General features: G+C 68.1%; 14 protein-coding genes. 12 read left to right on the top strand and 2 right to left on the bottom strand.

From position 1 onward, the window contains the following. Window positions 1–20 precede the first annotated feature (20 nt). Genes F3H32_RS09700 through ric form a run of 3 tightly spaced genes read left to right on the top strand, consistent with a single transcriptional unit; the run spans window position 21 to window position 2,741 of the window. Window positions 21–1,490, top strand: coding sequence for a UbiD family decarboxylase (locus tag F3H32_RS09700; protein ID WP_149765681.1), 1,470 nt, complete (start codon window positions 21–23; stop codon window positions 1,488–1,490). Then, complete coding sequence (locus F3H32_RS09695) at window positions 1,487–2,080, top strand: UbiX family flavin prenyltransferase (RefSeq protein WP_149765680.1); 594 nt, start codon at window positions 1,487–1,489, stop codon at window positions 2,078–2,080. Before F3H32_RS09700 ends, F3H32_RS09695 begins: the two co-directional genes overlap by 4 nt. Next, window positions 2,073–2,741: an iron-sulfur cluster repair di-iron protein gene (ric, locus tag F3H32_RS09690; RefSeq protein WP_149765679.1), complete on the top strand. Its 669-nt coding sequence runs from the start codon at window positions 2,073–2,075 to the stop codon at window positions 2,739–2,741. Before F3H32_RS09695 ends, ric begins: the two co-directional genes overlap by 8 nt. 40 nt (window positions 2,742–2,781) lie before the next feature. On the opposite strand, the gene F3H32_RS09685 is transcribed toward ric, so the two are convergent. Beyond that, a complete protein-coding gene (locus F3H32_RS09685; RefSeq protein WP_149765678.1) occupies window positions 2,782–3,054 on the bottom strand; it encodes a DUF6522 family protein in 273 nt (90 codons plus the stop codon). A gap of 165 nt (window positions 3,055–3,219) precedes the next feature. Next, complete coding sequence (locus F3H32_RS09680) at window positions 3,220–3,663, bottom strand: pseudoazurin (RefSeq protein WP_149765677.1); 444 nt, start codon at window positions 3,661–3,663, stop codon at window positions 3,220–3,222. A gap of 332 nt (window positions 3,664–3,995) precedes the next feature. Here F3H32_RS09680 and F3H32_RS09675 point away from each other — a divergent pair, with 332 nt between their 5' ends. The 9 genes from F3H32_RS09675 to F3H32_RS09635 all read left to right on the top strand — a co-directional run. Continuing rightward, on the top strand, window positions 3,996–4,445 hold the full coding sequence (locus tag F3H32_RS09675) for a hypothetical protein (protein WP_149765676.1): 450 nt from the start codon (window positions 3,996–3,998) through the stop codon (window positions 4,443–4,445). Then, complete coding sequence (locus F3H32_RS09670; protein ID WP_149765675.1) at window positions 4,442–6,640, top strand: NosR/NirI family protein; 2,199 nt, start codon at window positions 4,442–4,444, stop codon at window positions 6,638–6,640. Before F3H32_RS09675 ends, F3H32_RS09670 begins: the two co-directional genes overlap by 4 nt. A gap of 20 nt (window positions 6,641–6,660) precedes the next feature. Continuing rightward, the gene (nosZ, locus tag F3H32_RS09665; RefSeq protein WP_149765674.1) at window positions 6,661–8,619 is read left to right on the top strand and encodes a TAT-dependent nitrous-oxide reductase; all 1,959 of its coding nucleotides are present in this window, start codon (window positions 6,661–6,663) and stop codon (window positions 8,617–8,619) included. 3 nt (window positions 8,620–8,622) lie between these two features. Further along, the gene (locus F3H32_RS09660) at window positions 8,623–9,951 is read left to right on the top strand and encodes a nitrous oxide reductase family maturation protein NosD (RefSeq protein ID WP_149765673.1); all 1,329 of its coding nucleotides are present in this window, start codon (window positions 8,623–8,625) and stop codon (window positions 9,949–9,951) included. Beyond that, window positions 9,917–10,816: an ABC transporter ATP-binding protein gene (locus F3H32_RS09655; RefSeq protein ID WP_149765672.1), complete on the top strand. Its 900-nt coding sequence runs from the start codon at window positions 9,917–9,919 to the stop codon at window positions 10,814–10,816. The genes F3H32_RS09660 and F3H32_RS09655 overlap by 35 nt, the downstream gene beginning before the upstream one ends. Then, entirely contained in the window at window positions 10,813–11,637 is an 825-nt protein-coding gene (locus F3H32_RS09650; protein WP_149765671.1) for an ABC transporter permease, read from the top strand. Before F3H32_RS09655 ends, F3H32_RS09650 begins: the two co-directional genes overlap by 4 nt. After that, a complete protein-coding gene (locus F3H32_RS09645; protein ID WP_149765670.1) occupies window positions 11,634–12,209 on the top strand; it encodes a nitrous oxide reductase accessory protein NosL in 576 nt (191 codons plus the stop codon). Before F3H32_RS09650 ends, F3H32_RS09645 begins: the two co-directional genes overlap by 4 nt. After that, entirely contained in the window at window positions 12,206–13,120 is a 915-nt protein-coding gene (locus F3H32_RS09640) for an FAD:protein FMN transferase (protein ID WP_149765669.1), read from the top strand. Before F3H32_RS09645 ends, F3H32_RS09640 begins: the two co-directional genes overlap by 4 nt. A gap of 276 nt (window positions 13,121–13,396) precedes the next feature. Continuing rightward, window positions 13,397–13,894, top strand: a 498-nt coding sequence (locus F3H32_RS09635) for an acetyl-coenzyme A synthetase N-terminal domain-containing protein (RefSeq protein ID WP_149765668.1), incomplete at its 3' end; no start/stop codon positions are given.

The raw sequence follows: 13,894 nt of genomic DNA, 5'->3' as shown, positions 1-13,894 counted from the left end.
CGGGCCTGCCGGAGTCCTCGATGCGCAGCCTACCCATCTTTCCCGACTTGCGGGCGTTTCTGTCCTGGCTGGAGGCGCGGGGCGAGCTTGCCCGCATCGCCGAGCCGGTCTCGCCCCGCCACGAGATGACGGCGGTCGAACTGGCCTGCCTGCGCCGCGCCGGCCCGGCCTTGCGCTTCGACCGGCCCCAAGGATCGCGCATTCCCGTCATCGCCAACCTGTTCGGCACCCGGACGCGGGTTGCCGCCGGGCTGGGCCTTCAGCCCGACGAGATCGCGGGTTTCGGCGAATTCCTGGCCGCGCTGCGCAGCCCGGCCCCGGTCGAGGGCATGCGGGACGCGATGTCGCGCTGGCCGATGCTGCGCGCGGCGCTGGCGACGCGGCCCAAGGTCCTGCGCCACGGGCCGGGGCAGGCGGTCGAACTGCCGGACCTCGATTCGCTGCCGGTGCAGACGCCCTGGCCCGAGGATGGCGGGCCGCTGATCACCTGGCCGGTGGTGCTGACCCGGCCGCAGGACAGCCGGGCCGAGGACCTGACCCGCTATAACCTGGGCGTCTATCGCGCGCAGGTGCTGGGGCCGGACCGGCTGATCCTGCGCTGGCTGGCGCATCGCGGCGGGGCGGCGCATCACCGCACATGGGCGCGCGCGAATGAGCCGATGCCGGTCGCCATCGCGCTGGGTGCCGATCCGGCGCTGCTGCTGGCCGCGGCGCTGCCGCTGCCCGAAACGGTGTCCGAACTGGGCTTTTCCGGCGTGCTGCGCGGCGCGCGGGCCGAACTGGTCGCGGCGCAGACCGTGCCGCTGATGGTGCCCGCCCGCGCGGAAGTGATCGTCGAGGGCTGGGTCCATCCCGGCGAGACCGCGCCCGAAGGCCCCTTTGGCGACCATACCGGCTATTACAACGCCGTCGAACCCTTCCCGGTCATGCGCGTCAGCCGCATCACCTGCCGCGACGATCCGCTTTACCTGTCCACCGCGACCGGCCGGCCCCCCGACGAGCCATCGGTCATTGGCGAGGTGTTCAACGACCTGGCTTTGCCGGTGATCCGCGCCCAGATCCCGGAAATCACCGACCTGTGGCTGCCGCCCGCCGCCTGTTCCTATCGCATGGCGGTGGTGGCGATCGACAAGCGCTATCCCGGCCAGGCGCGGCGGGTGATGATGGCGCTATGGGGGATGCTGCCGCAATTCAGCTATACCAAGCTGGTCGTGGTGGTGGACAGCGACATCGACGTGCGCAGTTGGGACGACATCGCCTGGGCCATTTCGACCCGGATGGATCCCGGCCGCGACGTGATGCTGCTGGACCGCACGCCAATGGACTATCTGGACTTCGCCTCGCCCGTCGAGGGGCTGGCGGGCAAGCTGGGACTGGACGCCACCACCAAGATCGGCGCCGAAACCAGCCGCGAATGGGGCCGGGTCATGCGGCTTGACCCCGCACACGAGGCGCGGGCCGAGGCGCTGCTTGACGCGGTGCTGCCATGAGGGTGGTGCTGGGCGTCTCGGGTGCCTCGGGCGCGGTGCTGGCGCTGGATTGCGCCCGCGCGCTGGCCCGCGCCGGGGCGGAGATCGACCTGGTGGTGTCGGACATGGCGCGGCGCACCCTGGCCGAAGAGGTCGGGCCTGACGCATTGCGCGATTTGCAGGCGCTGGCGGCGCGCGTCCATGACCAGCGCGACCTGGGCGCGGCCATCGCCTCGGGCTCCTGCCCGGTCGCGGGCATGATCGTCGCGCCCTGTTCCATGCGCAGCCTTGCGGCCGTCGCGCATGGTTTCGACGACGGGTTGCTGACCCGCAGCGCGGGGGTGCAACTGAAGGAACGCCGGCCGCTGGTGCTGCTGGCGCGCGAGGCGCCGCTGACGCTGGCGCATCTGGAAAACATGGCGGCCGCGACGCGGATGGGGGCGGTGATCCTGCCCCCGGTTCCCGCCTTTTACCTGCGCCCGCAGGGCTTGGCCGAAGTCACCGCCCAGATTGCCGCCCGCGCGGTCGATCTGCTGCGCCTCGGCCCGCCTTTGGCGCAAGCCTGGGCCCCCAGCCGGCCCGCCCCAAACGGAGGAGATCACCATGACTGACATTACACTTGCACCCGACAGCACCGTCGGCGACATCGCCGCCCGGCTTCCCGGCGCGGCCGAGGTCTTTCGCCGGGCCGGCATCAGCTTTTGCTGCGGGGCCGGCGACAGCCTGGCCGAGGCGGCCGGAAAGGCCGGCCGATCCCTGCCGGCGCTGACCGCCGAGTTGCAGGCACTGGTCGACCGCGCCGGGCGCGATGCCCCGGCCGATACGCCGGCGCTGATCGACCATATCCTGGACCGCTATCATGCCGTCCACCGCCAGGAACTGGCCGCGCTGATCGGCCTGGCCGAGCGGGTCGAAAGGGTGCATGCCGGCCACGATGCCGCGCCGCTGGGCCTGGCCCAGGGGCTGGCCGCGCTGCGCGACGACCTGGAATCGCATATGGGCAAGGAAGAAGCGCTGCTGTTCCCCGCCATCCTGCAAGGCGCCGGCGCCTCGATGCTGGCCGGCCCGATCAGGGTGATGCAGGCCGAACACCAGGATACCGGGGCGCTGCTGCGCCAGGTCGAGCATCTTGCCCATGGGCTGGCCTTGCCGCAGGACGCCTGCGGGTCGTGGACGGCGCTTTACACCGGGCTGCGCAAGCTGTGCGACGACGTGGTCGCCCATATCCACCTGGAGGAAGAGGTGCTGTTCCCGCGCGTCCTGGCGTCGTGAACCGGCAGGTCCTGGGAGGCTGGCGCGCCGCAGGGCCGCGTCAGCCCGCGGCCTGGCCACGGGCGGGAATGTCGAAGCGGGCGCGGCTAAGGATCGTGCCCGCGTCGTCGACGGTCAGCCGCAGCGCCCGGCCGTCGTAAAAGAATGTCAGCCGGTGGCGGCCCGCATCCTCGCCCTTGCCGGTTTCGCAGCGGGTGGTGATGCGGTTGTCGCGCATCAGTTCGGGCACCCGACCCGGCTCCAGCCCGAAACCCGCGGCCAGTTCCTGGGCCTCGACCACGAAGCCCTGTTCGGTCAGTTCGATCATGTCCATGCCAATCCCCTCCTGGATCGGGCCCTCATGCGGGCGGTTCTTTTTCGCATATGGGCACGCGGGGGCCATTCTGCCATGACGCGCTGCGCCCCTTTCGACGCCAGCGGGCGCGGGCGGACCTTGCCGCGCCGCGCCCTTGCCTGGCGATGGGATGCCGCCGGCGGGTCAGTCAACCTGCGCCAGTTCGGCGTCCATGCGTTCGCGCGCCTTCTTGGGCATCTTCGCGTCCTTGGCCGTGTCCAGGTTCTGCGGCGCATCGCCCACCTGGACCAGCGCCACCATGCCCATGCCGAAATGCGGGGTGCATTTCACGCCGTAAAGGCCCGGCTCGGTCGCGGTCAGCGCATAGCCTTCGTTGATCTTGCTTTTGAAGGGCTCGACGCCTTCGGGCAGGATGTCCTTGATCGCTTCGACATTATGGCTCTTGTCGGTGGGGATGAAGGTGATCACGTCGCCGGGCTGGGCGCGGACAAAGGCCGGCTCGAAGACCATGACGCCGGTTTCGCCCTTGTTGAGCATATGCACCTCGTGCGTCGCGGCGGATGCGGGGGCAACAAGACCAAGCGCCAGCACAAGGCCGGCAACTGTGGCGAGGGGTTTGTGAAACATCGTATTCTCCTTGGCGGCGGGGACGGAAGCCCCGCCGGTGCCCATGGGAATAGCCGGTCCAGGACGGCGGCGGCTTGAGAAAAGTCAAATGAAAAGGAAAAAACTCGGATTTCGGCCGGACGAGGCAGGCGGCAGGATTCCATACACGCAAAACGAGAGAGCCTGCTTGGCGAAAGCCGCCATGCGGAACTAAACTGCGGGGAACCAATTCCGAACCGCCGGGTTTGATCGAAATCAACGCGCGTCCCAAGGAACGGCATAAAAGGGGGGATATGTGCTATCGTGCAGTTCATAACCTGGCCCGGCCTCTGCTGTCATTTGCCGCGATTCTCTTGATCCTGCTGGCAGGCTGGGGCGGGACCGGCGCCGCCATGCCCGGTCATCTGGCCGCAGCATTGGCCGGGCCGCTGGAACAGGTGGTGATCTGCGCGCAAGGCCAGGCCAGCACCGTCTGGCTTGATGCCGAAGGCAACGAGCACCCCGCCCCCCAGGACTGCCGCGACTGCCCGATCTGCCATCCGCCGGCGCTGACCGACAACCCGCCGCCCGACCTGCCGGCCGCCGTCGGGGAATGGCAGCGGTCAGATGTGATCCTGGCCGCGCCGCAGCGGTTCGGGACCGACCGGCCGGTGCCGGTGCTGCCGCGCGGACCCCCATCCCTTTCCCATGCCTGGACCGTTCTGGTCCCGTCGCCCGCAGGCGACAGCCCCTGGCCTGATGCGGAATGCCCGCGCCGGCCGAAGCGCGGCGTCCAGGCGATTGCCATGGATGCCAGAGCATGAAGATTTTCCGCCTTTTCCTGACCCTTGCGCTGCTGGCGCTGCCGGCCCTGCCTGCCGCCGCCCAAAGCGTGCTGGCCGATTTGCTGCCGGACCAGAACGCGGCAGAACTGGTGCCCGGCGCCGACGGTTTCGGTCCCATCCGCGACGATCTGGCCGTCGCGCCGGTGCTAAGGGGCGGCGAAACCATCGCCCACGCCTTTGTCACCTCGGATTTCGTCGGCACGACCGGCTATTCCGGCAAGCCCATCCATACGCTGGTGGCGGTGGACAAGGATGCCCGGATCGCCGGCCTGCGGCTGGTCAAGCATTCCGAACCCATCGTGCTGATCGGCATCCCTGAGGCGAAGGTCAAGGCGCTGGTGGACGGCTACAAGGGCCTGGACCTGGTGGCCGAGGCACGGTCGGGCGGCACCGGGCACCAGGTCGAGATCATCTCGGGCGCCACCGTGACGGTCATGGTCATCGACGATTCCATCGTGCGCTCGGGGCTGAAGGTCGCCCGCGCGCTGGGGCTGGGCGGGCTGGCCGAAGCCGCCACCACCGGCCCGGCGCTGGAGATCAATCCCGACGCCGCGCCGCCCGCCGATTGGACCGAGATGGAGGGCGACGGCACCCTGCGCCGGCTGCTGCTGGACGTGGGACAGGTGAACGAGGCCTTTGCGACCAATCCCGATCCGCGCGCCGCCGGCCGCGCCCTGACCGAGGCCCCCGAGACCACCTTTATCGAGATGCAGGTCGGGCTGGTTTCGGTCCCGGCCATCGGCCAGGCCCTTTTGGGCGAGGCGCAGGCCGCGAACCTGGACGTCTGGCTTGGGCCGGACGACCATGCCATCGCGGTGATGGGGCAGGGGCTCTACAGCTTCAAGGGGTCCGGCTATGTGCGCGGCGGCATCTTCGACCGCATCGTGCTAATCCAGGACGACATCTCGGTGCGGTTTCGCGACCGCGACCATCGCCGGCTGAATGCCGTCCGGGCCGAGGGTGCGCCGGATTTCACCGAAACGGACCTGTTCAAGATCCCCGCCGAATCGGGCTTTGACCCGACCAAGCCCTTCCGCATCCAGTTGCTGGTGCATCGCGAGGTCGGGCCGATCGAAAAGGTCTTCCACACCTTTGACCTGGCCTATCAGCTGCCGCAAAAATATCTGGGCGCCGTCCCGGTGGCCGCCGCGCCCGCGCCCGCCGCCGCAGCCCCGGCCGTAGCCGTGGCCGAGCAAGAGGAAACCCGCGCCCAAGCCGAGCTTTGGAAGCGCATCTGGCTGGATTCCAAGGTCAAGATCGCGATCCTGGCCACGATGCTGGCGGTGCTGACCGGGGTGTTCTTCTTTCAGCATTACGCGGTCAGGAACGAACGGCGCTTCTACATCTTCCGCATGGCCTATCTGGCGGTCACCCTGGTGGTGCTGGGCTGGATGTTCAACGCGCAGCTTTCGGTGGTGAACCTGATGGCGCTGTTCGGCAGCCTGGTGAACGGCTTCAGCTGGCAGGCATTCCTGCTGGACCCGCTGACCTTCATCCTGTGGTTCGCGGTCGCGGCGGCGCTGCTGTTCTGGGGACGCGGGGCCTATTGCGGCTGGCTGTGCCCCTTTGGCGCGTTGCAGGAGCTGACCAACCAGATAGCGCGCAAGCTGCGCGTGCCGCAATGGACGCTGCCCTGGGGCCTGCACGAACGGCTGTGGCCGGTCAAATACATGATCTTCCTGGGCCTTTTCGGAGTCTCTCTGGTCAGCGTCGAACAGGCCGAACATCTGGCCGAGGTCGAGCCCTTCAAGACCGCGATCATCCTGAACTTCGTCCGCGCCTGGCCTTTCGTGGCCTATGCCGCGGCGCTGCTGATCGCGGGGCTGTTCGTCGAGCGGTTCTATTGCCGCTACCTGTGCCCCCTGGGCGCGGCGCTGGCGATCCCGGCCCGCATCCGCATGTTCGACTGGCTCAAGCGCTATCACGAATGCGGAAACCCCTGTCAGATCTGCGCCCAGCAATGCCCGGTGCAGTCCATCCACCCCACGGGAGAGATCAACCCCAACGAATGCATCAACTGCCTGCACTGCCAGGTGCTCTATCAGTCCGAAACCACCTGTCCGGTGGTGATCAGAAAGGTGAAGCGGCGCGAAGCCGTGGCCGCCGGCAGCAAGCCCAGGCTGGGCCAGCCGCCGGCCGGCCATCCCAACGCCGCCCGCAAGATTGAAGCTTGAACGAAAAAAGGAGTTCGATCATGGAATCGAAGCATCAAAAGGGTCTTAGCCGCCGTGCATTGCTGGGGGCGACCGCCGGGGGCGCGGCCGTGGCCGGCGCCTGGGGCGGGCGGCTGGCGCTGGGGCCGGCCGCGGTCGGGCTGGGGGCGGCGGGCATCGCCACCACCGCCGGCACCGGCGCGGCGCTGGCCGCGACCGGCGAAGGCGCCATCGCGCCGGGCCAGCTTGACGACTATTACGGCTTCTGGTCCTCGGGGCAGACGGGCGAAATGCGCATCCTGGGCATTCCGTCGATGCGCGAGTTGATGCGGGTGCCGGTCTTCAACCGCTGCTCGGCCACCGGCTGGGGCCAGACCAATGAATCGCTGCACATCCACGAACGCACGATGACCGAGCGGACCAAGAAGCAGCTCGCCGCCAACGGCAAGCGCATCCACGACAACGGCGACCTGCACCACCTGCACATGTCCTATACCGAGGGCAAGTATGACGGCCGCTATCTATACATGAACGACAAGGCCAATACCCGCGTGGCGCGGGTGCGCTGCGACGTGATGAAATGCGATTCCATCCTGGAGATCCCGAACGCCAAGGCCATCCACGGCATGCGCCCGCAGAAATGGCCGCGCAGCAACTATCTGTTCTGCAACGGCGAGGACGAGGCGCCGCTGATCAACGACGGCACCACCATGGACGATCTGTCCACCTATGTGAACGTCTTCACCGCGGTCGATGCCGACGAGATGCAGGTGGCCTGGCAGGTGCTGGTTTCGGGCAACCTGGACAATTGCGATTGCGATTACGACGGCAAATACGCCTTTTCGACCTCGTACAACTCGGAAATGGGCATGACCCTGCCCGAGATGAGCGAGTCCGAGATGGACCATGTCGTCGTCTTCAACCTGGCCGAGATCGAAAAGGCGGTCGAGGCAGGCAATTACGAGGAAATCAACGGCTGCAAGGTCCTGGACGGCCGGAAAGAGGCGGGCAGCCTGCTGACCCGCTATATCCCCATCGCCAACAACCCGCATGGCTGCAACATGGCCCCCGACAAGAAGCACCTGGTCGTTGCGGGCAAGCTGTCGCCTACCGCGACGGTGCTGGACGTGACGCGGTTCGACGCAATCTTCTATGAAGATGCCGACCCGCGCAGCGCCGTGGTGGCCGAGCCGGAACTGGGCCTGGGGCCGCTGCACACCGCCTTCGACGGGCGGGGCAACGCCTATACCTCGCTGTTCATCGACAGCCAGGTGGTCAAGTGGAACATCGAAGAGGCGATCCGCGCCTATGGCGGCGAGGAAATCGACCCGATCAAGCAAAAGCTGGACGTGCATTACCAGCCCGGCCACCTGAAGACCACGATGGGCGAGACGCTGGACGCCAAGAACGACTGGCTGGTCTGCCTGTGCAAGTTCTCCAAGGACCGTTTCCTGAATGTCGGGCCGATGAAGCCGGAAAACGACCAGCTGATCGACATTTCGGGCGACGAGATGGTGCTGGTCCATGACGGCCCCACCTATGCCGAGCCCCATGACGCCATCTCGGTCGATCCGGCGATCCTGTCCAACATCAAGTCTGTCTGGGACCGCAACGACCCGATGTGGGCCGAAACCCGCAAGATGGCCGAGGCGGACGGCGTCAATATCGACGATTGGGCCGATACGATCATCCGCGACGGCAACAAGGTGCGGGTCTATATGTCCAGCGTCGCGCCCAGCTTCTCGATCGAGAGCTTCAGCGTGACCGAGGGGGACGAGGTCACGATCGTCGTCACCAACCTGGACGAGGTGGACGACCTGACCCACGGCTTTACCATGGGCAACCACGGCGTGGCGATGGAGATCGGGCCGCAGATGACCTCTTCGGTGACATTCGTCGCCGCCAATCCGGGGGTCTACTGGTATTATTGCCAGTGGTTCTGCCATGCGCTGCACATGGAGATGCGCGGCCGCATGATGGTCGAGCCGAAGGCGGCCTGACCGATGCGGCTTGCGTCCCTGATCCTTGCCCTGCTGCTTGCCGTCCCCGCCGGGGCGGCCGAGCATCAGGTGGCGCCGGGCCGGGGCAATCTGGCGCGCGCCATCGCCGGGGCTGCCCCCGGCGATGTGCTGCGGCTGCAAGACGGGGTCCATCCGGGCCCCGTCACCATCGACCGGCCGCTGACCCTGGCCGGCGGCCAGGCGGCCGTCATCGACGGCGGCGGGCAGGGCACGGTCGTCACCATCGCCGCATCGGACGTCACCTTGCAGGGATTTTCCGTCACCGGCTCGGGCATGGTGAACAAGGACCTGGATGCGGGCGTCAAGATCGGCAAGGGCGCCGACCGGGCGCAGGTCCGCGGCCTGCATCTGGAAGGCAACATGCACGGTATCGACGTGCATGGCGGCCGCGACGCCCAGGTCGTCGGCAACCAGATCATCGGCACCCGCGACCCGCGCATGAACGAGCGCGGCAACGGCATCTATGTCTGGAACAGCCCCGGCACGCTGGTCCAGGGCAATTCCGTGCGCTACGGGCGCGACGGCATCTTTTCCAACACCAGCGCCGACAGCTTCTATCGCGACAACCTGTTTCGCGACCTGCGCTTTGCCGTGCATTTCATGTATACCCGCAATACCGAGGTTTCGGGCAATGTCAGCATCGGCAACCACCTGGGCTTTGCCATCATGTTCTCGGACCGCACGGTGATCCGCGGCAACCGCAGCCTGGGCGACCGCGAGCATGGATTGATGCTGAACTATGCCAACAATGCCGACGTGACCGGCAACCTGATCCGCGGCGGCGCGAAGAAATGCCTGTTCATCTATAACGCGCACAAGAACCTGATCTGGGACAATCGCTTTCAGGATTGCGGCATCGGCATCCATTTCACCGCCGGGTCGGAACGCAACGTGCTCAGCGGCAACGCCTTTATCGGCAATCGCGAGCAGGTGAAATACGTGGGCACCCGCCATGTCGAATGGAGCCACGAGGGGCGCGGCAATTTCTGGTCCGACCATCCGGGCTTTGACCTGAACGGAGACGGCATCGCCGACGGCGTCTATCGCCCCAACGACCTGATGGACCATATCCTGTGGTCGCAGCCCGCCGCCGCGCTGCTGACCGGCGCGCCCGCCGTGCAACTGATCCGCTGGAGCCAGCAAAGCTTTCCCGCCACCCTGCCGGGCGGCGTCCAGGACAGCGCGCCCCTGATGCGACCCCTGACCATCCCCGTCCCGCCCGAGATCGAGGCTTACGAAGCCGAGGCCGCGGGGCGTTGGGCAAAAGGAAATTACGATGACATCGACCCTGACGATCTCTCGTCTCACTAAGCGGTTCCAGGGCGTCGAGGCGCTGGACCAGGTCTCGCTGGACCTGGGGCCGGGGATGCGCGTCGCGCTTTTGGGCCATAACGGCGCGGGCAAGTCCACGATGATGAAGATCATCCTGGGCCTGATCCCCTTCGATGCGGGCGAGGTGCGGGTCTGCGGCGCCGCCCCCGGCTCGGGCCAGGCGCGGATGCAGGTGGCCTATCTGCCCGAAAACGCCGCCTTCCACCCGGCCCTGACCGGAGAAGAGCAGATCCGCCATTACCTGTCCTTGCGCGGCGAAAGCCCGCGCCGCGCCATGGAGCTGTTGGAGCGGGTGGGGCTGGCCAAGGCTGCGCGCCGCCGCATCGGCACCTATTCCAAGGGCATGCGCCAGCGCGTCGGCCTGGCCCAAACCCTGATCGGCCGGCCGCGGCTTCTGGTGCTGGACGAGCCGACATCGGGGCTGGACCCGGTGTCGCGGCGCGACTTCTATGCGCTGCTGGACGGGCTGGCGGCCGAGGGGGCGGCGATCCTTTTGTCCAGCCACGCGCTGACCGAGGTCGAGGCCCGCACCGACCGCATCCTGATCCTGTCGCAGGGCCGGCTGGCGGCCCAAGGCACGCTGGCCGACCTGCGCCGCCGCGCCGCCCTGCCCGTGGGCCTGACCGTGACACCGGCCCAGGGCGCCGCCCCGGCGCTGGCCCAGGCCCTGCCGCAGGCGCGGCCGGCAGGCGACGGCACGCTGCACCTGGCCTGCGCCCAGGACGAAAAGCTGGGGCTGCTGGCCCGCATCGCCGGGCTTGGCGACCGGGTCGCGGACCTGGACGTGATCCCGCCCAGTCTTGAGGACATCTACAGCCATTTCAGCCGGAGGGCCGGGCAATGATCCGCCGCATCCTGTCCACCGCCGCGCTGGAGTTCCGCATCGCGCTGCGCAACCGCTGGGTCGCCATCGCCACCGCGCTGATGGTGGTCTTTGCGCTGGTGCTGGCGGCGGCGGGTGCCGCGCCCACCGGCGATATCGGCGCCGACCGGCTGTCGGTCGTGGTCGCCTCGCTGACCTCGCTGGCCGTCTACCTGGTGCCGCTCTTGGCGCTGCTGATGAGCTTCGACGCCATTGCCGGCGAGGTCGAACGCGGCACCTTGCCCTTGCTGCTGACCTATCCCGTGGCGCGGGCCGAGGTGCTGGCCGGCAAGCTGGTCGCGCATCTGGCGATCCTGGCGCTGGCGGTCTGTGCCGGCTATGGCGCGGCCGCGGCTGCGGCGGTCTGGACCGATCCGGCCTCGACCGCCGGTCTGCCGGCGTTGTGGCGGCTGATGTGGAGCTCGACCCTGCTGGGCGCGACCTTCCTGGGCGCGGGCTATGCGCTGTCCAGCGTCGCGCGCCGCCCCTCGGGCGCGGCGGGGCTGGCGGTCGGGCTGTGGCTGGGGCTGGTCGTGCTTTACGACCTGGCGCTGCTGGCGCTGATCGTCGCCGATGGCGGCGGCGGCTTCACCACCCAGGTGCTGCCGGTCGCGCTGCTGGCCAATCCCGCCGACGCCTTCCGCCTGTTCAACCTGTCGGCCGCCCAGGCCACCGCTGCCGCCGCCGGCGTCGGCGGGGCGGCCGCCACCATCCCGCTTTGGCAATCGGCCCTCTCGGTCCTGCTGTGGCCGCTGGCCGCGCTTGGCCTTGCCATTGCCGCATTCCGAAAGGTCACGCCATGAGACATGCGCTGCTGCTGGTACTGATGCTGGGCCTTGCCGCCTGCCGCGACGAGGTGGCGCAGGACACCACCCCGGTCGAGATGAACACCCAGACGCTGGGCCATTTCTGCCAGATGAACCTGCTGGAACATCCCGGCCCCAAGGCCCAGGTGCATCTGGAGGGGATGCCGGGCACGCCGCTGTTCTTCAGCCAGGTCCGCGACGCCGTCGCCTATGCCAGGATGCCGGAACAAAGCCACCCGATCCTGGCCATCCAGGTCAATGACATGGGTGCGCCCGGCGCCACCTGGGACGATCCGGGCCAAGGCAACTGGATCGAGGCCGAGGACGCCTTTTTCGTCATGGGCTCGGCCCAGGTCGGCGGCATGGGCGCGCCCGAGGCGGTGCCCTTTTCCAGCCGCGAGGCCGCCGAAACCTTTGCCGCCGCGCAGGGCGGCCAGGTGATGCGGCTGGACGCCATCCCCGACGAAATGGTGCTGACGCCCGAAGAGACCGCGCCCGACAGCGGCACGGAAGCCGATTTCATGAACCGCCTGCGCGCGTTGAGCCAACCCAAGGAGCCCGCGACATGAGCCTGTCCCGCCGTCGCTTTCTGACCATCACCGCCGCCGTGGCGCTTGCGCCGGCAAGCCTGCGCGCCCAGCCCGTCCGGCATTGGACAGGCCAGGCGCTTGGCGCCCGCGCCTCGATCCGCATCGACCACCCCGAGGCTGTGGCGATCACCGCCCGCTGCCTGGCCGAGATCGACCGGCTGGAGGGCATCCTTAGCCTCTACCGCGCCGACAGCGCCCTGTCGCGGCTGAACCGGGACGGGGCGCTTGCGGCGCCGCCCTTCGAATTGCTGGACTGCCTGGCGCAGGCCGGCGCGGTGCATCGCGCCAGCGGCGGGCTGTTCGACCCGACCGTGCAGCCGCTTTGGGCGCTTTGGGCCGAAGCCGCCGCGGCCGGCCGCCGTCCCACTGCGGACGAGCGGCGCGCGGCGCTGGCGCGCACCGGCTGGGACCGGGTGCGGCTGGACGCGGCCCGCATCACGCTGGAGCCGGGGATGGCCCTGACGCTGAACGGCATCGGCCAGGGCTATGTCGCCGACCGCGTCGCCGCGGCTCTCGAGGCCGAGGGGTTGGACGACATCCTGATCGACACCGGCGAATTGCGCGCCCTGGGGGCGCGGCCCGACGGCACGGACTGGCCGGTGCACCTGGCCCAGGGCGGTGCGGTGGGGCTGCGCGGCCGGGCGCTGGCGACCTCGGCGCCCTTGGGCACCAGCTTCGACGGGGCCGGGCGGGACGGCCATATCCTGGACCCGCTGAGCGGCGCCCCGGTGGTTTCGCCCTGGCGCGCGATCAGCGTCTCGGCCCCCAGCGCGGCGCTTGCCGATGCCTTGTCAACGGCCGGCTGCCTGGCGGCCGACCGGCCGGCGCTGGACCGGTTGCTGGCCGGTTTCACCGCCGCCCGGCTGGAGGCCGCGCCCCGCGCGGCCTGACTAAAGCCGCCCGCGCGCGCGCCGCCCCATCCCCGCCGCCAGCAGCGGCGGCGGGCGCATGGGCATGCAAAATGCCGGGCTTGTGAATAATTTACACAAATGCGATCACTAGTGTGAATTACTTAACAATATTTTCGTTTAAAAAAAACAGTTTACTGGAAATTAAAAATCTTATTAACATCTGCGCATTCTTGTTCCCGGCCGCCTGACAAAAGCACCTTGAGGGGGAGGTGCGGCGCCCGGACAGACCCCCGTCGCGAGTAGAGGAGGCGCGCCATGTCCATTGAAAACGTTAAGAAACATCCCATTCCGGCTGGTTTTTCGGATGCTTTGGTTGGGCCTTCCGACTATGCCCGGCTTTATGCCGAATCGATTTCGGACCCCGAGGGGTTCTGGGGGCGCGAGGGGCGGCGGCTGGACTGGATCCAGCCTTACAGCAAGGTCAAGGACACCGATTTCACCATGGGCCGGGTCTCGGTCAAATGGTTCGAGGACGGGGTGCTGAACGCCTCGGTCAACTGCATCGACCGCCACCTGGCCGAACGCGCCGGCCAGACCGCGATCATCTTCGAACCCGACGACCCCGACCAGCCCGCCCGCCACATCACCTATGCCGAACTGTCCGAAAAGGTGAACCGCTTTGCCAATGTGCTGCTGAGCCAGGGGGTGATGCGCGGCGACCGGGTGGTGATCTACCTGCCGATGATCCCCGAGGCGGCCTATGCCATGCTGGCCTGTGCGCGCATCGGCGCCATCCATTCCATCGTCTTCGCC

The sequence above is a fragment of the Paracoccus thiocyanatus genome (assembly GCF_900156255.1).
Classification (GTDB): domain Bacteria; phylum Pseudomonadota; class Alphaproteobacteria; order Rhodobacterales; family Rhodobacteraceae; genus Paracoccus; species Paracoccus thiocyanatus.
The sequence above is the reverse complement of the archived record's forward strand: the minus strand, read 5'-3'. Positions and strand labels throughout refer to the sequence as shown.